Origin of the sequence: Microbacterium sp. BH-3-3-3, from assembly GCF_001792815.1 — a bacterium.
In the GTDB taxonomy this organism is placed as follows: Bacteria; Actinomycetota; Actinomycetes; order Actinomycetales; family Microbacteriaceae; genus Microbacterium.
Genome location: NZ_CP017674.1, coordinates 1,370,369 through 1,392,682, shown reverse-complemented (window position 1 = coordinate 1,392,682; position 22,314 = coordinate 1,370,369). Strand labels below are relative to the sequence as shown.

General features: G+C 67.7%; 21 protein-coding genes. 12 read left to right on the top strand and 9 right to left on the bottom strand.

Annotated elements, in window-relative coordinates; all coding sequences use genetic code 11:
- Window positions 1-205: 205 nt before the first annotated feature.
- The 3 genes from BJP65_RS06530 (at window position 206) to BJP65_RS06520 (ending at window position 3,642) form a co-directional block, all read left to right on the top strand.
- A complete protein-coding gene (locus BJP65_RS06530; RefSeq protein WP_070408609.1) occupies window positions 206-814 on the top strand; it encodes a hypothetical protein in 609 nt (202 codons plus the stop codon).
- A 352-nt stretch (window positions 815-1,166) separates the two neighbouring features.
- Complete coding sequence (locus BJP65_RS06525; protein ID WP_070408608.1) at window positions 1,167-2,018, top strand: helix-turn-helix domain-containing protein; 852 nt, start codon at window positions 1,167-1,169, stop codon at window positions 2,016-2,018.
- A gap of 124 nt (window positions 2,019-2,142) precedes the next feature.
- Complete coding sequence (locus BJP65_RS06520) at window positions 2,143-3,642, top strand: polysaccharide biosynthesis tyrosine autokinase (protein WP_070408607.1); 1,500 nt, start codon at window positions 2,143-2,145, stop codon at window positions 3,640-3,642.
- A gap of 34 nt (window positions 3,643-3,676) precedes the next feature.
- Here BJP65_RS06520 and BJP65_RS06515 read toward each other — a convergent pair whose 3' ends face one another.
- Window positions 3,677-3,949 carry a PqqD family protein gene (locus BJP65_RS06515; protein ID WP_181016001.1) on the bottom strand — a complete coding sequence of 91 codons (273 nt, stop codon included), beginning with the start codon at window positions 3,947-3,949 and terminating at the stop codon, window positions 3,677-3,679.
- A gap of 21 nt (window positions 3,950-3,970) precedes the next feature.
- Window positions 3,971-4,939 carry a nucleotidyltransferase family protein gene (locus BJP65_RS06510; RefSeq protein WP_070408605.1) on the bottom strand — a complete coding sequence of 323 codons (969 nt, stop codon included), beginning with the start codon at window positions 4,937-4,939 and terminating at the stop codon, window positions 3,971-3,973.
- A gap of 215 nt (window positions 4,940-5,154) precedes the next feature.
- Between BJP65_RS06510 and BJP65_RS06505 the strand changes: the two genes are divergently transcribed.
- Window positions 5,155-5,976: a hypothetical protein gene (locus tag BJP65_RS06505; RefSeq protein ID WP_070408604.1), complete on the top strand. Its 822-nt coding sequence runs from the start codon at window positions 5,155-5,157 to the stop codon at window positions 5,974-5,976.
- Window positions 5,977-5,980: 4 nt separating this feature from the next.
- Here the strand turns inward: BJP65_RS06505 and BJP65_RS06500 are convergent, their stop codons facing one another.
- Genes BJP65_RS06500 through BJP65_RS06480 form a run of 5 tightly spaced genes read right to left on the bottom strand, consistent with a single transcriptional unit; the run spans window position 5,981 to window position 11,605 of the window.
- The gene (locus tag BJP65_RS06500; RefSeq protein WP_156784841.1) at window positions 5,981-7,210 is read right to left on the bottom strand and encodes a hypothetical protein; all 1,230 of its coding nucleotides are present in this window, start codon (window positions 7,208-7,210) and stop codon (window positions 5,981-5,983) included.
- A complete protein-coding gene (locus BJP65_RS06495; RefSeq protein WP_181016000.1) occupies window positions 7,191-8,621 on the bottom strand; it encodes an O-antigen ligase in 1,431 nt (476 codons plus the stop codon). The genes BJP65_RS06500 and BJP65_RS06495 overlap by 20 nt, the downstream gene beginning before the upstream one ends.
- Window positions 8,618-9,715 (bottom strand): glycosyltransferase family 4 protein, encoded by a 1,098-nt coding sequence (locus BJP65_RS06490; RefSeq protein ID WP_156784840.1) that lies wholly within the window; start codon window positions 9,713-9,715, stop codon window positions 8,618-8,620. Before BJP65_RS06490 ends, BJP65_RS06495 begins: the two co-directional genes overlap by 4 nt.
- Complete coding sequence (locus BJP65_RS17085) at window positions 9,712-10,413, bottom strand: DapH/DapD/GlmU-related protein (RefSeq protein ID WP_070408601.1); 702 nt, start codon at window positions 10,411-10,413, stop codon at window positions 9,712-9,714. Before BJP65_RS17085 ends, BJP65_RS06490 begins: the two co-directional genes overlap by 4 nt.
- Before the next feature lie 4 nt (window positions 10,414-10,417).
- Window positions 10,418-11,605: a glycosyltransferase gene (locus BJP65_RS06480; RefSeq protein ID WP_181016017.1), complete on the bottom strand. Its 1,188-nt coding sequence runs from the start codon at window positions 11,603-11,605 to the stop codon at window positions 10,418-10,420.
- A 161-nt stretch (window positions 11,606-11,766) separates the two neighbouring features.
- Here BJP65_RS06480 and BJP65_RS06475 point away from each other — a divergent pair, with 161 nt between their 5' ends.
- The gene (locus tag BJP65_RS06475; RefSeq protein WP_070408599.1) at window positions 11,767-13,506 is read left to right on the top strand and encodes a DUF4012 domain-containing protein; all 1,740 of its coding nucleotides are present in this window, start codon (window positions 11,767-11,769) and stop codon (window positions 13,504-13,506) included.
- A gap of 60 nt (window positions 13,507-13,566) precedes the next feature.
- Here the strand turns inward: BJP65_RS06475 and BJP65_RS06470 are convergent, their stop codons facing one another.
- A complete protein-coding gene (locus tag BJP65_RS06470) occupies window positions 13,567-13,851 on the bottom strand; it encodes a hypothetical protein (RefSeq protein WP_070408598.1) in 285 nt (94 codons plus the stop codon).
- Window positions 13,848-14,264, bottom strand: coding sequence for a GtrA family protein (locus BJP65_RS06465; protein ID WP_181015999.1), 417 nt, complete (start codon window positions 14,262-14,264; stop codon window positions 13,848-13,850). Before BJP65_RS06465 ends, BJP65_RS06470 begins: the two co-directional genes overlap by 4 nt.
- Before the next feature lie 128 nt (window positions 14,265-14,392).
- On the opposite strand from BJP65_RS06465, the gene BJP65_RS06460 reads away from it, so the two are divergent.
- The 7 genes from BJP65_RS06460 (at window position 14,393) to BJP65_RS06430 (ending at window position 22,200) form a co-directional block, all read left to right on the top strand.
- Window positions 14,393-15,184: a glycosyltransferase family 2 protein gene (locus tag BJP65_RS06460; protein WP_070408596.1), complete on the top strand. Its 792-nt coding sequence runs from the start codon at window positions 14,393-14,395 to the stop codon at window positions 15,182-15,184.
- Window positions 15,185-15,186: 2 nt separating this feature from the next.
- On the top strand, window positions 15,187-15,663 hold the full coding sequence (locus BJP65_RS16785; RefSeq protein WP_070408595.1) for a VanZ family protein: 477 nt from the start codon (window positions 15,187-15,189) through the stop codon (window positions 15,661-15,663).
- A complete protein-coding gene (locus tag BJP65_RS06450) occupies window positions 15,660-17,192 on the top strand; it encodes a hypothetical protein (RefSeq protein WP_070408594.1) in 1,533 nt (510 codons plus the stop codon). Before BJP65_RS16785 ends, BJP65_RS06450 begins: the two co-directional genes overlap by 4 nt.
- A gap of 288 nt (window positions 17,193-17,480) precedes the next feature.
- Window positions 17,481-18,842, top strand: a complete 1,362-nt coding sequence (locus tag BJP65_RS06445; protein ID WP_070408593.1) for an O-antigen ligase — start codon at window positions 17,481-17,483, stop codon at window positions 18,840-18,842.
- A gap of 60 nt (window positions 18,843-18,902) precedes the next feature.
- Window positions 18,903-20,348: a lipopolysaccharide biosynthesis protein gene (locus BJP65_RS06440; RefSeq protein WP_070408592.1), complete on the top strand. Its 1,446-nt coding sequence runs from the start codon at window positions 18,903-18,905 to the stop codon at window positions 20,346-20,348.
- Entirely contained in the window at window positions 20,345-21,184 is an 840-nt protein-coding gene (locus BJP65_RS16780) for a polysaccharide pyruvyl transferase family protein (protein ID WP_181015998.1), read from the top strand. Before BJP65_RS06440 ends, BJP65_RS16780 begins: the two co-directional genes overlap by 4 nt.
- Window positions 21,184-22,200 (top strand): glycosyltransferase, encoded by a 1,017-nt coding sequence (locus BJP65_RS06430; protein WP_156784839.1) that lies wholly within the window; start codon window positions 21,184-21,186, stop codon window positions 22,198-22,200. The genes BJP65_RS16780 and BJP65_RS06430 overlap by 1 nt, the downstream gene beginning before the upstream one ends.
- The last annotated feature ends 114 nt before the right edge of the window (window positions 22,201-22,314 follow it).

Below are 22,314 nucleotides of genomic sequence, written 5' to 3'. Positions count from 1 at the left end.
GCATTCCGCGTTCGTCCCCGATGCGGTGCCAGTATCCGACCCTTTGCGGTCCATACGAGACCTCGCTGGTGATCTGAGCAACGCCCTTCGCGAGTATCTCGGAGGCGGGACCGATCGGCTCCCGCCTTCACGCGAGGGGGAACCGATGTTGGAAGAATTTTCGTCGAAGGAAGCGTCACTCACGGCGGACGGGGCCCGGGCTGGCGTGCAACGTCGCACCGTGCTCAAGGGCGCCGCATGGTCGGTGCCGGTCATCGCGGCCGCGGTTGCGGCCCCCAGTGCCGCGGCGTCGGTCAATAACGCCGCATTGCAACTGACGACACCGGTGACGAGTCTCTTGGCTCTGCGGGTGCTCGACTCGTCGTCGACGCTGACGGCCGGTGTGGCCATCACCGTGCCGACGAACCTCTCCCTGATCAACGGTGCCGGCGCTCTCACCGGCAACGCGACGGTCACGGTGACCGTCGGCCGGCCTTCGGGAATCAACGTCACCGTAGGGCGCGCGCACGGCTTCGGCGTCGACCGCTTCGACGGCATCGCGTCTACGGCCGGGCAGCGCTCTGCCACCTACCAGAGCGCGCTGGGTTCGCAGTACGGCTTCCCGATCACACAGTTCACCACGACGCGCAGCATCAGCGTCGCGTCGGGGGGAACGCTGAACATCCCCATCGTGTGGGGTCTCGCCGGCAGCCGGACAGGGATCCCCATCAACGTCCTGGCGACGTTCCCGGTGAGTGTGAACGTGGTGTTCCCCCAGCGGACGCTCTCCGCCGCTGGCTCGATCCTCGTTCCCGTGGGTGCTGGCATCCTCTGAGCTGCTGAGCAGGGTACCGGGCGGGCGGCGCCCGGGTGTACCCAGGTAGACGCGCCGCCACCGGGAAAACTACTGATGGGGCGCTCCATCCCTCGCCCAGGGCCACCCTCGTCGCTAGTTTTCGATGGACGCAGTGCCCCGCCCCGACTGTAAGGGGGCGGAGGCGGGGCCTGCTCCCCGGTGACCGGTCATCTTCGTCGAACGAAGAGTGTCGGCAACCGGTCTTCGACCGCCCCCTGATGTTTCGAACCTGATCCGGACTGGGGGGCCCGTGAGTAGTGTCCTCATCGGGGGAGCTCTTACCCCGGTCGATCGAGCACCAATCCGCGCGCTCCTCAGAGATCACCTGCGGATGTCGCGCATCCCGCATCCCGCGGCGGTGACGTCCGCAGGGCGCGCGGCGGTGACGCTGCACGCCGTCGACGACGACGACGAGTGGACGTGGTCGGCAGCCGGCGACACCGGTTATCTGGGCATCGTCTTTCCCGTCGATGACGCGACGGCTGAGATCGAGGGTGGCTCCGCGGCGGATGAGGACAGGGCGCCCCTCCTTCTGCGGCATGGCACGCCCCTGCGCGTCCGCTGGGCACGGGGTGCGGCGGCGACGCTCTGGCTGCCGCGCGATGCGCTCGAAGACCTCGGCCTCGATGTCGATCGGGTGACGTCACGGCCCCTGCTGACCACGCCGGCGCTGGCGGCGCGCTCCTACGTCACCACCGTTGCGAGCATGCGGCCCACCCTGAGCGTGGTGGAGGCGCTCGTCATGGAGCGGACGCTCGCCGACATCGCGTTCGCGGTGCTCTTCTCGTCGGGGGAGCGTGAAGTCGTCTCGGCGGCGCGGATGTCGACGTTCGCGCGCGTTCGCCTGCACTTCGAGTCGAGGTATACCGACCCTCAGTTCTCGGTGTCCGCGGCGGCCTCCGAACTGCACATCACGTCGAGGCATCTCCTGCGCTTGTTCGAGAAACGCGGCACCTCCCCTTCGGCCTATCTGAGGAGCCTTCGCGTCGAATTCGCCCGAGCCCTGCTCGATGTGCGAGGAGACTCCGGAATGATGGTCCAGAGAATTGCAAGACAAAGCGGGTTCGCATCGGTGAGGACCATGCGGCGCGCTCTGGCGTATGGCGACTGTCCGGGGAATCGGACGGGCGTAGAGGGCAGTTGGGTCGACCCACGGAGTTCCACGATGAATGCGGACTTGTGATTTCGCATTGTGCTGCGGACGGGTTCTAGAATCGGGTTGCCCGAGGCATTCTCTCGGGATTCGCGCCGACGGCGCCTGGGGGCGGGGCGTCGCGATGGCGGCGTGCAAAGGGAGCGTGTGAACGATGGAGTTGCAGACATACCTGCGCATCATTCGAGTGGGCTGGGTGTGGCTGCTTCTCGGAACGATCATCGGGATCGGCGGGGCCGCCGGGTGGGTCGCGCTGCAGAAGCCCGTCTACACCGCTGATGCTGGCGGCTTCGTCTCGGTGACGACCGGCGAGGGCCAAGACACCGGATCCGCCTTGATCGCGGACAACCTCGCGAAGTCCAAGGTCAAGTCCTACATCGACCTCGGCACTTGGCGTTCCGTCGCCGATGATGTCATCGCCCAGTTGGGGCTCTCGGCCAGCCCGGAGTCGTTGGTCGACCAGGTACGGGTGACCAATCCCGTCGACACCGTCAACCTCGTCGTCGTAGCGAACGCCTCGACCCCCGAGGGTGCCCGCGACCTCGCGCAGTCCTGGATCCAGGCGATGGCCTCCGAGATCGCCCGGCTGGAGTCCCGAGGCGGGGCGCAGCCGTTGGTCGAGCTCGTCGCCGGGGATTCGGCGCAGCTGCCGCGGAGTCCGAGCTCGCCCAACTGGCGGATCGCGCTGGCCGTGGGTGCGCTGGCGGGTCTGGCCGCGGGCATCGCCGGCGCGGTCGTTCGGTACGTTCTCGATCGACGGATCCGATCGGCCGACGTGGTGGAGCGGGAGACGGGTCACCCGGTCGTGGGAACGATTCCGTTCGAGAAGTCCTTCACCGCCGCCGATCGCCTCGTTCCGCTCGACGGCGGTGCCAGCGCCGGCGCGAGGGCCAAGTATTTCCGCGTGGCCGAGGCGCTGCGCGAGCTTCGCACGAACCTGCAGTTCATCGACGTGGACAACCCGCCGCGGGTCATCGTCATCAGTAGTCCGCTTCCCGGAGACGGCAAGTCGACGACCAGCGCCAACCTCGCGATCGTCCTCGCCGCGAGTGGACAGCGCGTGGTCCTCATCGACGGAGACCTCCGCCGACCGATGATCGCCAACATCTTCGGCTTGGTGGACGGTGCGGGACTGACGGACGTGCTCGCGGGCCGGGCGACGTTCGACGACGTCGCGCAGCCCGTCGGCGTCGATGGCAATCTCTCCGTCCTCGGTGCCGGCATCCTGCCGCCCAATCCCTCGGAGGTCCTGGGCTCGGAACGCATGCGCGACCTGATGCGGATGCTCGCTGCGGGCGCCACGGTGATCATCGACGCCCCGCCGCTGCTGCCGGTGACGGATGCCGCCGTGCTGGGCCATCATGCGGACGGGGTGATGGTCGTGGCGAGCGTCGGCAAGACCACCGTCGAGACGCTGAACAAGGCGATGCTGAACCTCGAGAAGGCGAGTGCGCGATGCCTGGGCGTCGTCATCAACCGTGTACCCGTGCGCGGACGGGGCCGGGGCTACGACGATTACCAGTACACCGGTGACTACTACTCGACGACGGCCGTCGCGGCGCCGGTGCCCGTCGCGGCGGCGGTGTCGAACCCCGACGCCGTCGCGGATGCGCCGACGCCGGGCTCGCGTCGCTCGCGTCGCTCAGCGCGGTAAGCGAGAGCGTCACCCCCGGTCAGGAGGCGACTCGTCACTCGGGTCGGATGCCGAGGACGTTCTGCGTCACGAGTGCGTCCGCGAAGCTCGTGACGGCGTCGGCGACGTCTTTCTCATCGATACCCCACTGGCGCGCGGTCTCGGCCACGATGCCGCTGATGCGGCGCCGGCCATCGACGAGCTCCCAGATCGCCGAGCCGGTCTCGGAGAGCTGCAGGACAGCGAAGGGGCGCAGCTGAGCGGGCAGGGTCACGTAGACCACGTCGCCGGTGCGGACCCAGCCGATCTCCGCCATTTTGTACAGCACGTGGTCCGAGTTCATGTCCATTCAGCGCCTCTTCCGGGTCGAGGAGACGATCCTGGCCAGTTTCAGGGGCGCGGTCACAGCTCGGCGGATGTAGAACGCCGCGAGGCTGAGCGGATCGTTCTTCACCCCGAAGAAGGCCTGAGCGAAGCGCGCGCTGGGGACCACCTTGCGGGCCGCGAGCTGCAGGCGGGCGGTCCATCCGGCATCCGCGAACTGCTCGACCACGGCTTCCGGCAGCGTCTGATCGGAGCCCAACCGACGACTCCAGAGATCGGTGAGACGTTGCTCGTCCGCCGGAATCGGGATCGTCTGGCCCGTGACGCGCTGAAGAGTGCCGGCGAGCGGCCCCGCCGCCCCCAGCACTCGAGCGCGCGAGATCACATCGCGAAGATCCCCGTCGAGTCGCGCTCGAGCCCTGTCCTCGAGATCCATTGCCTGCGCATCGTCATGAGAGCGTGCGGCATGCACGGCGGCGATCAGCCAGTGATCAGACGGCGAGGGCACGACGCATTCCGCGTGCGCGATACGCACCGAACCACGCGCCTCCCAGAGGGCGTCGAACACCTCTTGGACGGGCTTCACAAGCCCCGGGTAGTACCGGTGAAGGTCGAGATGGCACGGCCATTGGGCGTGCTCGAGGGTCCGTGCGTGCGGGGCGAGCACAGAGCCGGCGGGGGGAAGATCCACCAGGACCGCCTTGTCGCGATCGCTCCAGCCGTTCGCGCGAAGAATGTTCCAGAGCCGCGAGAAGTCCGCCGGATCGACCAGGACATCGACATCGGACGAATCTCGCACCGCCCTGAGCCCTTGCTCCGTGAGCGCTCGGCCTTTGATGGTGAGCACCCGGACACCGTGCAGACGCGCGAAGTCGTTGATCGCCGCGGTGAGCAGTTCGACGGCGACGGGGGAGGGAAGCGCGACTTCGGGCAGCTTCGTCGGTCGCTTGAGGCGTCGCGAAACTGCGGGGACATTCTCACCGCGGCGTGTCATTTCGGGTCCCAGATGTCTCGACCTTGTAATCGGAGTGAGCGCGAGCCTACTGGACATTCCCGCCCGTTCGTTCGTGGTGAAGTGCGGGCAAAACTGCTGCCGCGCGCGAAACGGGCAGCAATGGCGCACGCGACGACCGACGAGCGTTTCCCTGCATTCAGCGGGTCCCTTTCCGCGACCGGAGGGTCGCCGCGTCCAGCCCCTAAGCTGAACGGATGAATGACGCCTCCCTCGAGCCGAGCCGACGCTCCCGTCGCGAGGCGCGAACGATCCCCGACCCCGGTCCGTCCGGCGCCCTGGGCGGCGTCGACCGCGACGCGGTCGAACGTCCCGTCGAGCGCCCGCGTGCCTCGAAGGATCGTCCGGCTGGACGCCCGGCATCCGGGTTCTTCGGTACCTGGAAGCCCCTGGTGGCAGCCGCCGCGGCGCTCGTCGTCGCCATCGTCGTCGGGCTGTTGGCCGGAGTCGCCTTCAACGGAGCCGCGGGTCGCAGCGTCGGCAGTGTCCTGGCATCCGTCGTCGTCGGGGGGACCGGCCTCGGGCTGATGGCCCGCACGCGGCCCGCCGGATTCTTCTCGCTGCGGGGCCTCGACGTTCTCTGGGCACTCGTGCTCGGCGCGATTCTGCCCTTCGTCACCGGCATCGCGGCAGGGTCCCTCGGGTGGCCGGCGTTCGCGGCGCTGTCGCCGCGGTGGCTGCTGCTGGGTGTCGTGGCGCCGTTCGTCGTCACCGTAATGCTGGCCTTCTTCGCCATCGGCTTCGTCTTCCCGGCGGCTCTGAGCTATGCGTCGACGCGCTTCACCCCGACCATTGCTCGCGTGGTGGCCGGCGTCGTGTCCGCCCTCGCATTCGCGGTCATCCCGCTCGTCTTCTCGGGCACCGTGTCGGGCATGCCGACCGCGCTGTTCGTGGGCCTCGGCATCGCGGCATCCGTCTTCGTGGGGCTCTCGCTGCGCTTCTGGGGGCCGCTGCTGCTGAGCCTCGTCTTCCCGATGGTCTGGGTCGCGCTCTCGGTCGCCGGCTACCTGCTGGCCTGAGGGCTCAGCGTCCGCGGAGCACCGGTACGGCGGTGACCGACAGCGCACCCAGCACGGCGAGCTGCACCGCGGCGACACCCGCGGCCGCGCCCGCGACGCCGAGCGTCGAGGCGCCGATGAGCACCGCGGGCACGATCAGCACCGCGCCGACGCACACCGCGGCGAGGTAGGCGCCGTCGCGCCCCGCGGGCAGCACGACGCACATGCCGAGCGCCGTGGCGATCGTCATCGCCGCCAACGCGATCCCGCCGAAGAGGGCGGTGAGTGACGAGATCCCGAATCCCGGGCCCAGCACGATGGGCGTGGCCCACGGGACGACGAGGGCGAAGCCGGCGCCGAGCGCGATCGCGAGCAGGGCGTGCAGGCCGACGGCGCGGCGCATGCGGCGGCGCCCTGCCTCGCCGGTGGCCGACGAGACCCACCCCTGGAACGAGCCGGTGATCATGTAGACGCCGATGTAGCCGTATTTCAGCACGCGGTCGAACGGAGCGAAACCGATCGCCGCGGGCGCGCCGGCGATACCGAGCGTCGAGAGGGGCGCCGTCTCAGAGAATGTCAGCAGCCCGGCGGCCAGCGCCGTGCGCCAGCCCCCACGGTAGGCCGCTCGCGCGTCGGCGATCGCCGCACGCGTCGAGAAGCGTTCACGCAGTCCGATGAGCCACGTGGCGACGAGGAACGCCGCGAGCGTGCCGACGAGCAGCACCGCCGGGTAGAGCAGAGGGATGCCGGTGGCCAGCGCCGCTATCGCTCCGGCGAGGTTGAGCACGATCCGGGGGACCGCGTCGAACACGAGCGCCAGGAGCGGTCGACCGACCCCGACGGCGTACCAGCTGAGCGACAGGCCCTGCAGCGAGAACGCCAGCGCCGAGACGATCGCGAGAGCGTGATCGTCGGCGTGGCTGGCCAGGGCGGCGGCGACGGCGACGAGGGGCAGCACGACGAGGCTGTTCGCCCCGCGCACCACGATGCTCGCGCGGAAGACCCGCGAGGGGTGCGCGGACCTCGCCGCCTCGACCGGGCCGCGCACGGCCCACCCGAAGGTGATGAGGGTGGCCGCGAGCGTCCCCAGGGCCTGCCCGATAGCGATCTCGGCGAAGCCGGTGGGGCCGGCGGCGCGTGTGATGAGCGGGAGGGCGATGAGGGGCGAGATCGCCGACAGCGCCGACACGGCCGTCAGCAGGGCGACGCTGCGGGCCCGGTGGGGCCGCGGCGCCTCAGGCGCGGCCGAAGACACGGTCGGGTTCGCGCGCGTTTCCGCGCCCACTGTCACGTGAACCGTTGCGCTCGTCGTCACCGAGGGGGCGCAGGATCACCGCGATGAGGATCCAGGTGATCGCGAACCAGAACATGCTCGTGAGCGTCGCCGACAGCAGATACGAGGCCAGGAGGCCCGCGGCCACGGGTTTGCGTTCGCGGGGGACGCAGACGAACACGGTGACGAAGAGGGCGACCAGCAGGCCCAGGCCCACGATCCCGCCGTCGTAGAGCACCTGCACGGGCAGCATGATGATGTGCCCGCTGATCCCCGGGGTGCCCGGCTGCTCGTGCCGCAGCCCGAAGGTGTTCGTGCCGTTGCCGAACCACAGGTTGACGCCGTGCATCTCCTGCGCGGCGAGTCGGGCGACCTCGAGGCGGAAGCCGATCGTGCCGCCCTGGAAGTCGACGTCGCCGATCTTGTTCTGCTGTTCGGGGTTGGTGGGGTCGGGTTCGCGCGTGGGCGCGGGAGAGGGGGTCACCTCGTCGACCGGCGTCGCGGAGACGGATGCCGTGGGGCTCGCCGACGGAGGCAGAGTGCGGTCGGCGGGCTCGGTGCCGCCGAGGGCCGCGATGATGCCGTACGTGACGACCAGCGTCACGACCAGCACCCCGGCCGGGAGCACGCGGGTGAGGCGCTCGCGCCAGGCGGAGCGGAGCGAGAACACCGTGAACAGTACGAAGACGCCCAGACCCAGCACCAGGCTGAACACGGCGGTGCGCGTCTGCGAGGCGACGAGGCCGAGCGGCACGGCGATCGCGATGGCCGCGGTCTCCCACCGGCCGATCCCGCGTCGGGTGATCGTCAGCAGGGTCCAGAAGATCAGGATCGAGGCGTAGATGTTCGCCTCGATGGCCGTGAGGCGCGAGACGTAGACCTCGTACAACCAGTCGAAGTCGGTGCCGAGGGCGATCTGCCCGCGGGTGACGTTGGCGATGACGTAGGCGGCGAAGCCGACGAGAGCCCACGGTGCCACCGAGATGCGTCCGAGACGTGCCGCGAGGTCCGCGCCTTCGGCGAGAGCCATCATCGAGACGAGCAGCAGCAGGTCGATGACGAGCCAGATGAGGATCGACGCGCTCCACGTCAGGCTCGGCGAGAACACGAGCGTCGTCACGACGTTCCACGCCACGAACGCGGCGTACACGAGCGGCACGGGGTGACGGAGTGCGCGGAGGAACGCTCCGCGCAGCATCGGGTGCACCAGCATCCACGCCGCGAGCGCCAGCGGAACGACCTGCTCCACGCGTACGCGGAACCCGACGATCTCGGCGTCGTAGCGTCCGAGGAACGAGCTCATGACGACCGCGCCGATGAGGATGAGCGTGATGAGTCGCGTCCGGGCGCTGAGGCTCGGCCGGGCGTAGGCGAGAGCGGGGGAGAAGGTCATGAGCGGGGGACCTCGCTCCACAACTCGTCTTCGATGCGGCGGTCGAAGCTGGAGCGCGAGAAGAGCTCGTCGAATCGCGCCCGGGCAGTGCCGGCGGCTGCGCGCACGGTCTCTTCGTCGAGGGCGTCCAGAGCTTTCGTCCAGGCCTCCACATCGCCGGGGGTGACGAGCAGCGGACTGTTCCCGGCGATCTCGCGAAGACCCCCGCCGTCGCTCGCCAGCAGAGCGCGACCCGCCCCGAGGGCTTCGATCGCGATGGTCGGCAGGGGGTCGGGGAGAATGCTCGGTACGAGGACGACGTGCGCGGCGTCGAGGTGCGGACGAACGTCCGACGTCGGCCCCACGACGGTGATGCTCGACCCACGGGGCGACGTCGCCACGAGGGCGGGTACGTCGACGGCTTCACCGCTCGGCGGGCGATCACCGAGCACGTCGAGCCGCAGGTCGGCGCGCTCCGTCGCCCCCCACGCCTTCAAAAGCACCTCGTGTCCCTTCCACGCATTCCACCGGCTGGCGATGACGACGCGGATGCCGTCTTCGAAGGATGGCAACTCGGTGGGGGGTGCCGCCTCGAAACCGTTGTTCACGATGCGCGTGCGGCCGCGAAGCCGGTGGGGGAGCACATCGGCCACCGCGGCGCTGACGGCGATGATGCGGTGCGCGAACCGCAGGAAGGGCAGCACGGCACGCGATCGTCCGTCGATGTGTTCGTGCAGATGCAGAACGACCCGGGCGCCCGACAGGCGTGCTGCCGGGGTGGCGAGGGCTGCGGCCGCGGTGTTGAGGTACACCAGGCTCGGCCGCGCGGCCAGGAGCCGCAGACTCGTCGTGATCGTGCGCCACGCCAGGCCCGGCAGACGGGCCGGTCGCAGGTAGGCGCGGCGCATGATCGGCAACGCGAGACGGCGGACGGGGATGCCGGCATCCTGGAGCGCGCGCGACAGCCGCCGCTCGGGGTACTCGATGTCGGTGGGGAGCCACACCTCGACGTCGACGTCGGCGGGTCTGGTGCGCAGGACCTCGAGCAGAACGCGATCCGCGCCGTACATCTCGTCCGATGGGTGGACGACGATGCACCGGTGTCGACGGCTCACGGGGTGCTCCGCGACTTCAGCTCCCGGGCGGGGATCCCGCCGTAGACGGCGCCGGCTGGCACGTCGCGGGTCACCACCGCACCCGCGGCGACGACGGCACCGTCGCCGATCGTGACGCCCGAAGTGATGGTCACACCGCTCGCGATCCAGCAGCCGGCGCCGATCGTGATGGGCGACCAGGCGACGCCCTGGGACTTGACGTCGAGTGAGGGATCGCTCATCACGTGGTCTTCGGCGAAGACCCGCACACCCGGACCGAGCATCGTCTTCTCGCCGATCGTGACTCCGCCGGAGCAGCCGATGTAGCACCCGGGGGACAGGCTGCTGCCGTCGCCCATGGTCAGGCCCACCCCGATGGCGCGGGAGTAATAGCTGCTCGGACGGATGAGGGTGCCCGTGCCGATCGACACGCGGTCGCCGAAACGGATGCCGTCACGGCTGAGCCCCTGGATCTCGGCGAAGTCCTCGACGATGAGGTCGGCGCCCGCGTGCACCAGGTGGGCGTTGCGTACGCGGACGCCCCGGCCGATCAAGGGCAGCCCCCGCGACGAGCCCAGGCGAGGGGCCAGCAGCGCGCCGCGAACGGCCATCGGGCCGACCTTCGCCGCAAGCTGAGCGCTCACGATCCGCCACCGGTCGCTGCCTGCCTCGCGCAGGCGTTCCCGCTGCTCGTGGATGATCTTTCCGGCGATGCCCATGGCGTCAGCCTTCCCGTTCCTGCCTCGTCGGTCGTTGCGCGGCTGAATCATCGAAGCGGAGATGCGCGCGCAGAAGGCGTTCGTAGGCGGCGTTCACGCTCTCCCACGAGTACGCGTCCTGTGCGCGGCGCACGGCGGCTTCGCTGAGGCGCTGCTGCCGGTGCGGGTCAGTGAGCAGACCGCGGAGGGCCCCTTCGATGTCGGCGGGTGCCGGTCCCGTGAACTCGCCCGCGTCGGTGCCCAGCACCTCACGGCTGTGCACGGTGTCGCGGGCGACGATCGGTGCACCCGCGGCCATGGCCTGCACGAGGGCAGGGTTTGTTCCGCCGACGCTGTGACCGTGGAAGTAAGCCCCGGCGTGCTGCCAGAGGCTGTGCAGACGGTTGTCGTCGTGGACGTGGCCGAACCAGTGGAAACGAGGGAGTCGGGCGGCTAGCGCTGCGGCCCGCTCGTCGAGCTCGCCCCCGTACCCGGCCGACCCCACGGCGATGACGTCGTGCGTCTGCGCAAGCCGTTCAGCCGCATCGAAGAACGGGCCGACGGTGTTCTCGGGGACGAAGCGCGCAACGAGCAGCGCGTAGCCGCGGTGCTCGAAGCCGGGCTCCACGGGAAGTGGAGGGGGGACATCGGCGCCGTAGGGGATGAACTCGCCACCGACGCCGAAACGGCTCTGCCACGCGTCGCCGATGGTGCGGGCGTCGACCACGCGTTCCGTCGACCATTTCGCGGTCACGTGCGCGCCCGCGCGGAACACGGCTTTCCCCAGCGCGCTCCACTTCTCGCGCTCCCATTCCAGCCCGTCGACATTCACGACGGTCGGAATGTTCCGCGCACGCAGCAACGGCAGCCAGAACCCATTCGCCACGTTCATGATGAGCGCGACGTCAGGGCGACGGCGCGCGGCATCGAACGTGGAGGTGAAGCCGTAGGAGAGGGTGCTGAGTGCTCGAGAATCGATCCCCTTGGTCATGCGGGACAGAACGCGGGGGTCCCTCTCGGGATCCTCGGGGTCTGTGGCGCCCGGGCGACCGTATACGGACACATCCCAGCCGTGATTCACCAGATAGGGAGAAAGGCGGCGGACCGCCGTTTCGAAGCCCCCGTAGTAGCTCGGGTATCCCCGAGTTCCGATGATCGCGACGGATGGCGTGCGGCTAGATCCCACGCGTCTCCTCGTCTTTCGGCGGGTCATTCGGATGCGGGCCCCCAACAGCTGCGCACAGAACGCGACCAGCAGTCTTTGCATCCGACTCAGGTAGCATACCGATTCGCGCGACGGGCCCTGTTGCGTGCGACGCCGGATCTGACTCGCGGCGTGATCGGAATGACATGTCGCGTATTTCCCTCGCCCGGATGAGCCCGACCAAGATCGCCTGGATCGCGCTCGGTGCAGTTGCATTCATCTCGCTGGCGCTGGCCGCAGCCGTCGGTGTCGGTGCGTTCATCGCACAGAAGGAATTGCGAGCAGCGGTTCCCGTCGTGTCGCAGCTGCAGGACGAGTTCGGATCCGACGATCGCGCCGCCCTCGATGCATCCGTTCAGAAACTGCAGGGGCATGCCTCCGCGGCGCGCGCCGCCGCCGACACCCCGCTGTGGTGGATCGCGGAACAGGCTCCCTTCATCGGCGCGACGCTCCACGCGGTCCGCGAGTCGACGGTGGCGGTGGACGAACTGGCGCAGGGTGTTCTGCCCGCACTCTCCGACGTCGATCCCGCACTGCTGCGACCCTCCGGTGGTGTGTTCGACGTCGCCGCCATCTCGTCGCTCGCGGCACCCGTCTCCACCGCGGCCGATGCCGGGGTGAAAGCGGCCGATGCTCTCTCTGGCGTCGACCTGGAACAGACCCCTGGTGCGCTTCGGGGGCCGTTGTCCCAGCTGACCGGCGCCGTCGCGGGGCTGCAGCCCGCCCTGTCGCGAGCGAACGAACTCATGCCGTACCTGCCGTCGATGATGGGCCAGGACGGACCGAAGAACTACCTGCTTCTGGTGCAGAACAATGCCGAGGCCCGCGGTACCGGTGGGATTCCGGCATCCGTCGTGATGCTCCGTTTCGAGGGCGGGAAGATGGAGATCGCCCAGCAGGCGACGAGCCGTGACTTCAAGAACACGCGAGAGTCGCCGATCATCCCGTTGGACCCCGAGGTCGTGAAGTTGTACGACGACAAGGTCGGTCGCTATTCGCAGGACATCACCTCGACACCGGATTTCGCTCTGTCCGCAGAGCTGGCAAAGGCGTACTGGACGGAGTCGTTCGGAACGCCCGTCGATGGCGTGATCTCCATCGATCCGGTGGTGCTCTCATACATTCTGCGAGCGACCGGGCCCATCAAACTCGCGACCGGCGACGAACTGACGTCGGCCGATGCCGTCCGTATCCTGCTGAGCGACGTGTACGCGCGGTACCCCGACAACGCGAACCAGGATGCGTTCTTCGCGTCCGCAGCGGTCGAGGTCTTCGACGCCGTCTCGTCGGGAGATTTCAAACCCGTCCCCTTCGCCGCCGCGATCGTCCAGGCGGTGGATGAGAACAGGGTGTACTTCCACTCGTTTGAAGAGGGCGTGAGCTCCGCTTTCGAGGGCTCCCGCCTCTCGGGTCCGCTGCCTTCCACGGATGGCCCGGCGGACTCGACGCTCGGCGTCTTCGTGAACGACCTCACCGAGGGCAAGCTCAGCTACTACACGTGGATGTCCGCGGACGTCGTCGTCGACCGGTGCTCGTCCGTGCCCACCTATACGACGACCGTGACCTTCGTGAATGCCCTCGACCAGGCCACGTCGGACACCTTGGGACGGTACGTCGATGGCGCCCGGCATTACCCGAAGGGATACATCGGGACCGACCTTCAGTTCTACGGGCCGAGTGGTTCCCGGTTCGTCGGGGCATCGTTCGACGGCGCCGACGTGTCCATCACGACCGGAGACCACCTGGGCCGACCGGTCGGCCGCATGTGGGTCGTCAACGGGCTCAACGACGCGCACACGATGACGGTGACGTTCGAAGGCAGCCCCGACGACGGTGCGGACGTCTCGTTGGTCCACACTCCGATGGTGAACCCGGTTCGCACGAGCGTCGTCGACAAGCCCTGCGGCTGATCGAACGAAAACGACGAGAGGCGCCGCAGCGACTGCGGCGCCTCTCGTCTGTTCTTCGGCTCAGAGGGTGGCGAAGAGGTAGGCGTAACCCGCCAGGAGCCCGAGGTTCATGAGGCCCGCGATGGGCGCGAGCACGCCGACGGAACCGCGCCGGAGGATCACGGCGACCACGGCGAGAACCAGCCCCAGCACAGCGCCCGCCGTACTCAGTGCGAGTGTGCTGGTCAGCGGGATCGTTTCGACGAAGGCCGCCCACAGGCGCGCCACCACCGCCAGCTGCACGCCGAGCGAGGCGAGAGCGGCCAGCAGCGACAGGGTTCCGAGGACTCGGGGGGCGGTCTTCACGCGCCGAGCCTACCGGAGGGCTCTTCCGCGACCGGAATCGTGCGGGCGGGCGGGAAGACCACGAAGTGGTAGAGGACGAAGCGCACGACGGTGACCCCGGCGATCGAGACGAGGTTGACGATGTTCAGCCCGATCGGGCCGGCATCCCCGTAGATCGCCTCCAACGCCTGCGCTCCAGCCCACACCGCCGCTGCGCCCAGACCCGTGCAGACGGCGTTCACGACGAGGAAGCGCACCATCTGGCGCCCGGCCCCCGTGCGGGAACGGGAACGGAAGGCCCACTCCCGGTTGCCCACGTACGCATTGACGAGGGCGATGAGAGAGGCGATGACCTTCGCGGCCACCGGACCGACACCCGCGAGCAGCAGCAGGTTGAACGCCGCGATCTCGATTCCGGTGCTGATGGCACCCACGATCAGGAACCGCACGGACAGAGCGCCCGCGCGCCGAAGATTCCTGGTGCGCCCCACGAGTGTCATACGCTACATGTTCGGGGGAGTAGCCGGGTGAATTCATCCCGGAGGAATGCGGGGATGCCAGGGTGCAGGCGCAAGATCACGTCGCGGTCGTGATACCGGCGTTCAATGAGGCCGAGGCGCTTCCGTCCTTCCTCGCAGAGATCCGCGCCTCGTTCGCCGCCGTCGGACGTTCTGTCACGCTGATCGTCATGGACGACGCATCGACCGATGACACGAGCAGCGCGGCCGCGCCGCTCGCCGACGTTGTGCGCGCCCCCGTCAATCGCGGGCATGGACCGACGGCGCTCGCCGCGTACGCCGAAGGCCTGCGCAGTGGGGCGGGGACCATCGTCCACGTCGACGGCGACGGTCAGTTCTACGGTGACGACATCGCCCGGGTCGCCGTCGCTCTCGATCGCGCCGAGGCGGACGTCGTCCACGGCGTGCGCCGAGGCCGCACCGACCCCTGGTTCCGTCGATGCCTCAGCGGACTCGTCCGCTTCGCGGTGATGCTGTTGTGCGGGCGGTCCGTGCCCGACGTGAACACTCCGCTCCGCGCCTACCACCCCGACACGCTGCAGATGCTCGTCGACGGAGTCCCCGACGGCGCTCTCGTCCCGCACGTGCACTTCTCTATCGCCGAAGCTCGCGAGCGCCTCCGCGTCCGCTACGTGTCGGTGGAGAGCATCCCGCGTCGTGGGGCGGTCTCTCAGGGCACCATGTGGGGCGCGGGACGCACGCGCGTGGTGCTCCCTCCTGGTCGACTCGTGCGGTTCGCCGCTCGAGCTTTCGCCGAACTGTGGCGGGTCGACATCCGCGGACCTCGACGAGGTCGGGCGCGCATCTCCGGGCGCGACGCGGCGTTGCGCGGCTGACCATGCGCCTTCTCATCGCCGCAACGGGACTGGGCCTCTGCCTGGCTCTCGTGCTCCTGGTCACCATGTCGCCCACGCCGATCGATCAGGGCTACGAAAGCGCGATCGAACGGGTGCTCTCGGTGCTGCACCGCAACGGCGTTCCGGGGTGGTTCGGGTATCGCTGGCTGGAGTTCTCTGCGAACATCGCTCTCTTCGTGCCGGTGGGGTACTTCCTCTCCCTCCTCTTTCCGACACGCTTCCTCTGGATAGCCCTTCCTCTCGTGCCGTCCCTGTCTGTGACACTCGAGACCCTGCAGTTCTTCGTGCTGCCCGCACGCTTCGCGACCGTGAACGACGTCATCGCCAACACCATCGGTGGGTGGGGTGGGGTGGCAGCTGCGGCGATCACGGTGGCCGCGGTGCACATCCGTGACCGGAGGGTGCTGCAGAAGTGGCGGGAACGCAACGTCGTGGGCGTCCGGGAGCCGGCCGCGTGAGCCTGCTCCGTTCGCGCGCCGCGCTGCTGTCCGCGGCATCCGCTCTCCTCATCAGTGCGCTCGCCTACGTACCGATGATCCTCACGGGTCACATCACGCGCGATTCCGGCGTCTTCCTCTACACCGGGATGGTCGTCTCACGCGGGGGGATGCCGTACGTCGACTCGTGGGATCACAAGGGCCCCCTCCTGGCGGCCATCGAGACGGCAGCGTGGCGGTTGGGGGGAGGGATCGTCGGGGCGCCCCTCCTCGAGGCGCTCGTGCTTTTCCTCGGCCTGTCGATCGCCGGGGTCATCTGGTCGCGGTGGATCGGAGGCTGGGCTCCGGTGGTGGTCCTGATCGCCGGCGTGACCTACCTGGGGGTCTTCGAGGGCGGGAACTTCACCGAGACGTGGCTCTTCCCCTTCCAGCTGGTGGCCTACTCCGCAGCCGCGCATGTCGCTCTGCGCTCGGGACGCGACGCATCCGGGCGGATGGCAGCCGGACTGGGGCTCATCGTGGGTGCGGCTCTCGCTATGGGCCTGTTCACCCGCATGAACAACGTGGTGGGGGTGGTGGTTGTCGCCGTGGCGGGTGTCGTCCTCCTGCGACGCCGGATCGTCTTCGCCGCGGCGGCCGCCGCCGTGGTGGTCGTCGTTGGTGCCGGTCTCGCGCTCTGGCTCTGGGCGGGCGACGCCCTGCGCGCGGGCATCGATCAGTACCTCCGCTACAACCTCTTCTATTCGGGTGGCACCGGCACGGGCGATCGACTGTCGGCGTTCGGCACCTTGGCGCAGTTGCTCGTCTCCGGGGCCGTCGTCGTGGCGACCCTCGTGCTCGCGGGGGCGTGGCTCGCGCTGCGGAGGAGCGCGGATGCCGCCGACTCCCGCACGCCCTCTTTCGTCGTCGCTCTGTTCGTGATCGTCGGGGGACTGGACGCGCTGTCGCAGATGGTGTCTGGTCGGCCCTACCCCCACTACCTCATCGTCGCCACGGCCGGATTCGCCGTCGCCGTCGTCGTTCTCATCTCCCAGCTTCTCCCTCTCGAACGCCCACATGCCTCTCACCATGCGGATGCCGTGTGGCGCGGCGCGGTTGCTGGAGGAGTGGCGCTGCTCGTGCTGGCGGGATCTTCTGCCGGGGCTCTGCATGGGTTGCGCGTCGTGACCCAGGCGGGCGTCTTCGTCGACGGCTCCTACCAGGCTCAGCTCGTCGATCGGGTGGTCGCCGAGACGAGCCCGGATGACCGCGTCCTCGTCCACGGAGCCGAGACATGGATCCTCGCCGCATCGGGGCGGCTCTCGCCAACCTCGATCACGTACTCGCTCCCTGTCGAACAGGGCTACGGGGGGCTCCCCGCGCAGTATCTCTCCGACGTGACATCCTTCCCGCCTGCTCTGATCGTCGAATCGCCGACGTCGTGCGGTATCTCGACCGAGTGCATGCCCGGCGAGGCTAACTTCACGGGGCTGGCTCCATTCGTCGCATCGTCGTATCAGTTGGAGGGAGAGATCGTCGGGTTCAGGTTCTGGCGTCGCGTCATCGGCTGAGCCGGCTGTCGTGCGAGCCCGTGCCCGATGCGAGAAACGGCGACCTTCGCGCGGTGCCCGCTGCGCTCGCCGTTTGCTGGTCCCACAATCAGCACACCGTGGATTAGCCGCAAGAATGCTGCGCCCGTGCGACGTCTTGCGCGCTCGTGTAGCCGTAGATTGGCGCCGGGCGGGCCCGATCCGTGGCAACTGATAACATTCTCGACGGGGGAAGCAGCAGGTGGCCTGTCGCATCTTGCGCATTTTTGGCGCGGACCCTCGCCGGTCCCGAGGCGAAAGTGGAGAGACGTGCTACTCATCGTCGCGCTGATCGTGCTGCTGATCGTCGGCCCGTTCATTGCCATCGCTCTGAACCGGCGGTACGGGTTCGCGGCCAATGCGCTTCTCGTCTTTCTCTTCGGGGCGGCTTTGTTCCCTCGGACGATCGCCACATTTGTCCGATCGCCTGAGTCCACTCCATACGACATCGCTCCGGCGTCGTTGGGCCTGCAAACTCAGATTCTCGTGATCGTCGTTGCGGCGATCATCGTGGTCGTTGGTCAGGGCAGACTCAAGCTCCCCGTCCCTTTGATCGTTTTTGCGTTGCTCCTGACGGTGGCGATGTTCACGACCTGGCAGGGCACCGTGCCCCAGTGGTCGGGGTACGTTGTGCTGCTGAGTGCCGTTCTCGCCTTTGGGGTGGGATGGGCGGTGGGGCGGCAGGCATTCAATCAGGCCAGGTTCGCGCGGTTTTTCCTCGCTGCCATCCTCGTGGTGTTGGTGCTGCAGCTGGGAGTCGCTGTGCTTCAGCTCGCGGGTGTCAGTTTGCCGACGGGGTTGGTCAACTCGGAGCGAACTCTGGAACAGACCGTCGGGCGGGTCTCGGGGACTATCGGCCACCCGGCCAATCTGTCGAAGGTCGCCTTCGCTCTCATGCTCATGTCGCTTCCCTTTACGACGGCAGCCCAGAAGCAAATTTCACGATTGGCGTTCGCGTGTGTTGCCGCCGCCGCGTTGGTTGGTGGATTGACGGTCAGTCGGGCCAATCTGATCGCAATGGCGATCCTTCTGGCCGCGTGGATCCTTACTTTCCCCGGGCGGGCGCGTGTCGGTACCCGTATTGGAGGAGCGGTCGTCCTGTTGGGCGCGGCGGGAGTCTTCGGTCCGCTCGTTCTGGAGCGATTCGAGGACGACTCGCAAGGCGGTCTGAGGCCGCTGCTCCTCACGGCCGCTCTGCGCCAGCTCAATTCGGATTTCCTCATCGGAACCGGGCCGAACGCCTACATCGCGGTGGTTGGCAAGGTCGACGCCGCTACCGCCTCCGGGTACCCGGTTCATAACGCCTTCTTGCTCATGACTGCGGAGCTGGGGATCTTCCTCGCATCTCTCTTCTTCCTGCCTCTCGTGGTTCTCATCGTGTGGTCTATCGCGCGGTTCTTCCGTTCGAGCGAGTACATGCACGCCCCCCGGGCGATCGTGTACGCCATCCCGGGTATGGGGATCATCCTCCTGACTGGTTGGGGAATGATTTCGGTCTTGATCGTTGGGTTGTGGATGTTCACTCTTGGCTTCATCTGGTCGGCTCGCGCCGGCGTTGGATTGGAGACCGTGAGTTCGGCCGAGCGGGCGAGCAACACCTCGTCCAAGCTTGGGCTGGCTACCACCCGATGACCGAGTTCGTTTGTCAGGCCGCTTCGGTTCAGGCGGCCACTACGCGCAGGCGGGCGCTTTATGTCTGACGGTGGAAAGGCTGCCCGCGGCGCCCGCGTGACGCTCGGCGGTCAAGCTATCAAGTTCATCCTGCAGCTGGCGTCGACCGTCATCCTCGCGCGGCTCCTCTCGCCGGACGATTTTGGGCTCTTCGCCATGGTCTTGGCCGTAACCGGCTTGGCTGCGCTGCTGGGGGACTTTGGCCTATCGAACGCGGCCGTCCAGGCGAAGGACATCACCGATCAGCAGCGTTCCAACCTCTTCTGGATTAGCGCGAGTGTGGGTCTCGTCCTCTACGTAGCGTTCTTCCTCGCGGCGCCGCTCATCGAGGATTTCTATCAGGTTGACGGCGTGGCAATGGTCGTTCGGGTGATGGCCGTCGGCTTCGTGCTGTCCGCCTTAGCGTCACAATTCACCGCCCACCTCACGCGGAGCCTCAACTTCGGTCGTCTTGCTCTTATCGACATTGCTTCCCAAGCCGCGGGGCTCGGCTTAGCCTTGCTGCTCGCCGTGAACGGTGCCGGATACTGGGCGCTAGTCGGGCAGCAACTCGCGGCCGCGGGCATGTTGCTGTTGCTGACCCTGATCTTCGCCGCCTGGATGCCTCGGCTTCCAAAGCGAGCGCCAATGCGGTCCCTGCTGTCCTTCGCCGCCAATTCCTTCGGCGTGCAAGCGCTCTCATACGTCAGTGGGAACGTCGACTCCGTCGCGCTGGGGCGGACATCCGGCCCGGAGGCTCTCGGGCTTTACGATCGCGCCTACCAACTGTTCAAGATCCCCGTCCAGCAGATTGCGGCGCCGTTGACGCGCGTCGCCCTGCCAATCCTGTCCCGTCAGCAGAGCGACCGCGCACGCATGAGCCGGTACGTCGTCCAAGCGCAGCTCGGTATGACGTATGTTCTGGGAGCGGCGTTCTGTATGGGTGCAGCCCTGGCCACCCCGGTCATCGAGGTGGCCCTGGGGGCGCAATGGACATCGTCCGCCGGCATCTTCGCCATCCTCGCGTTCGGCGGCATCTTTCAAGTAATGGGGTACGTCTACTACTGGTCGTTCCTGGCCTGCGGCTTGACGGGGCTGCAACTGCGTTTCTCGATCGTCACACGAAGCCTGATGGTCCTCCTCATCATTGTCGGAGCGCCGTTCGGTCCCACGGGCGTGGCCGTGGCCGTGGCGGGCAGCCTCGCGTTGAACTGGATCGTCCTCTCGGCATTCCCCATGCGCCGGACCGGAATGGACGTCGGTGCCATTGTCCGCACCGGCCTTCGCGGAATTGCCGTGAACGTTCTCATGGCCGGCGCGGTCTTCTCGGCAGACATTCTGTTCTTCCACGAGCTGATCCCCATCGTTCGCATCGTGATCGGCATGACGATCGGCCTCGCGTTCTATGCCCTCGCGGCACTCGTGGTCAAGCCGATCGGTCGCGACGTCAGGTCGATCATCCACATCGTTCGAAGGAGTTTCCGTTGACCGGTCGCGTAGAGACTTTCGCGTGGAACCCGCGCACATCTCTGAACCTGCCCTTCCTGCGCCGATTCGCCATCGGGCCGCGCAAGAACAACTTCGGCGATCTCGTCGGTCCGATGGTCGTCGACCTCATGCGTGAGCGGTTGGGTGTGTCGCCCGAGTCGCGTTCCGGTAGTCCGGTCCGCCTCTTTTCTGTGGGCTCGGTGCTGCACTTTGCCGACGACGGAGACGTGGTGTGGGGCAGCGGTATCAATGGCAAGATCTCCTCCGACCGCTACCGCTGGAGCACCCTCGATGTTCGCGCGGTCCGTGGTCCCCTCACACGACAGTGGATTTCCGACCGCACCGGCCACCCAATCCCGGATGTTTACGGTGACCCCGCCCTGCTGCTGTTCGAGCTGGGCTTTCCCCGGCCAGTTCGCGAGGCGTCGCGGGAAGTTCTCTACGTGCCGAACTTGAACGATCTGGGCGGCCCCGTTCCGGCCGGACATGTCGTCTCGCCGCGGTCGCCGCTTAGGCAGGTGCTGACGGAGATAGCCGCGAGCGAGGTTATTGTCACCTCCTCCCTGCATGCGTTGATCTTCGCCGAGATGCTGGGTGTGCCCGTCGCCCTTATCAAGCCCTCCGCCGAGAGCGCCTTCAAGTACGAGGACTACGCGCGCGGAACGGGACGTGAGGAGCTGCCGATGTTCGAAGACTTCCCTTCCGCACTCGCTCACGCATCGACGTCGCGTCACCGCCATGAGAACGCGCTCGCGGCGTGGTCCAGTGCCCCCCTCCTGACAGCGTTCCCTGATGACGTTTTCATGCCGTCCGCTCGGACGGCCGGGGGCGCGTGATGCGCGTTCTGCACACTGTTTATCCCCCGAGCGATCAGGGGAACCCGTTTGCCTCACTGCTGATAGATGCCCTGTCGGAGAAGACCGACTCGTCGTACTTCTCATGGCGCGCGGCTTTCCTCGAGCGGTGGGACGTGGTCCATTTCCAATGGCCCGAGAAGTACTTCGTCGCGGGCAATCCGCTCGTCTCGCTGGCGAAACGTCTGCGCTTCCGAGTATGGATGCGACTCCTGAAGTGGCGCCGCACAGCAATCGTGCTGACGATCCACAACCTCGCCACCCATGAAGACCCGGGAAAGGCCGCCGCTGCGGAACTCGCGCGTCTGGACCGTCGCGTCGACCGTTACGTGGCCCTCAACCCGGCGGTCGATATGGCCGGGCTCGCCGCCCCGGTCGATGTGATCCCGCACGGGCACTATCGCTCGCTCATCCCTGATACAGCACGCGCTCCCTCTTCCGGTCGGCGGATCCTCTACTTCGGCTTCATCCGTGCGTACAAGAATGTGCCCGGTCTTATCCGCGCATTCGGTGCGAGCGACCTCAGCGGACGTGGCTATGATCTGCGGATCGTGGGGAAGCCGCACACCCCCGTGATCGCCGCTGACGTGCAATCGTCCGCCGAGGACGCCACCGGTCAGGTCACCACCCTGCTGAAGGCCCTGAACGATAACGATCTCTACCGGGAGATAACCCGGTCTTCGGTCGTGGTCCTTCCTTACGCTGACCTCTACAACTCGGGTGCCCTTCTCATGGCCTTGAGCCTGGATCGCCCCGTGATCGCGCCGCGAACTCCCGCGACCGAGTATTACCAGTCGCAATTCGGCGTCGACTGGGTCCTGCTCTACGACTCGCCCCTCGACGAGAGTTCCCTCGAGAGCGCAGTGGCCAGCGTCAAAGATGCGGGGGAGCGCGCCGCACTCGAACTCGGAAGCCTCGACTGGCCGGTGCTCGCAATCGATTACCTCAGGACATACCAGGTTGCCACGACCCACGTCGGCCGCCGCCACCGCCGCTGATTTCTGGCTGGCGGGTCGGCTGATTCTCGTCGTGCCCGAGGCCGGGGGAGTTTGTCGTGCCGGGGTTGTTTGCCCTTGAAGGGCACGAACAAAGCAGAACCGAGCTGTTTTGTC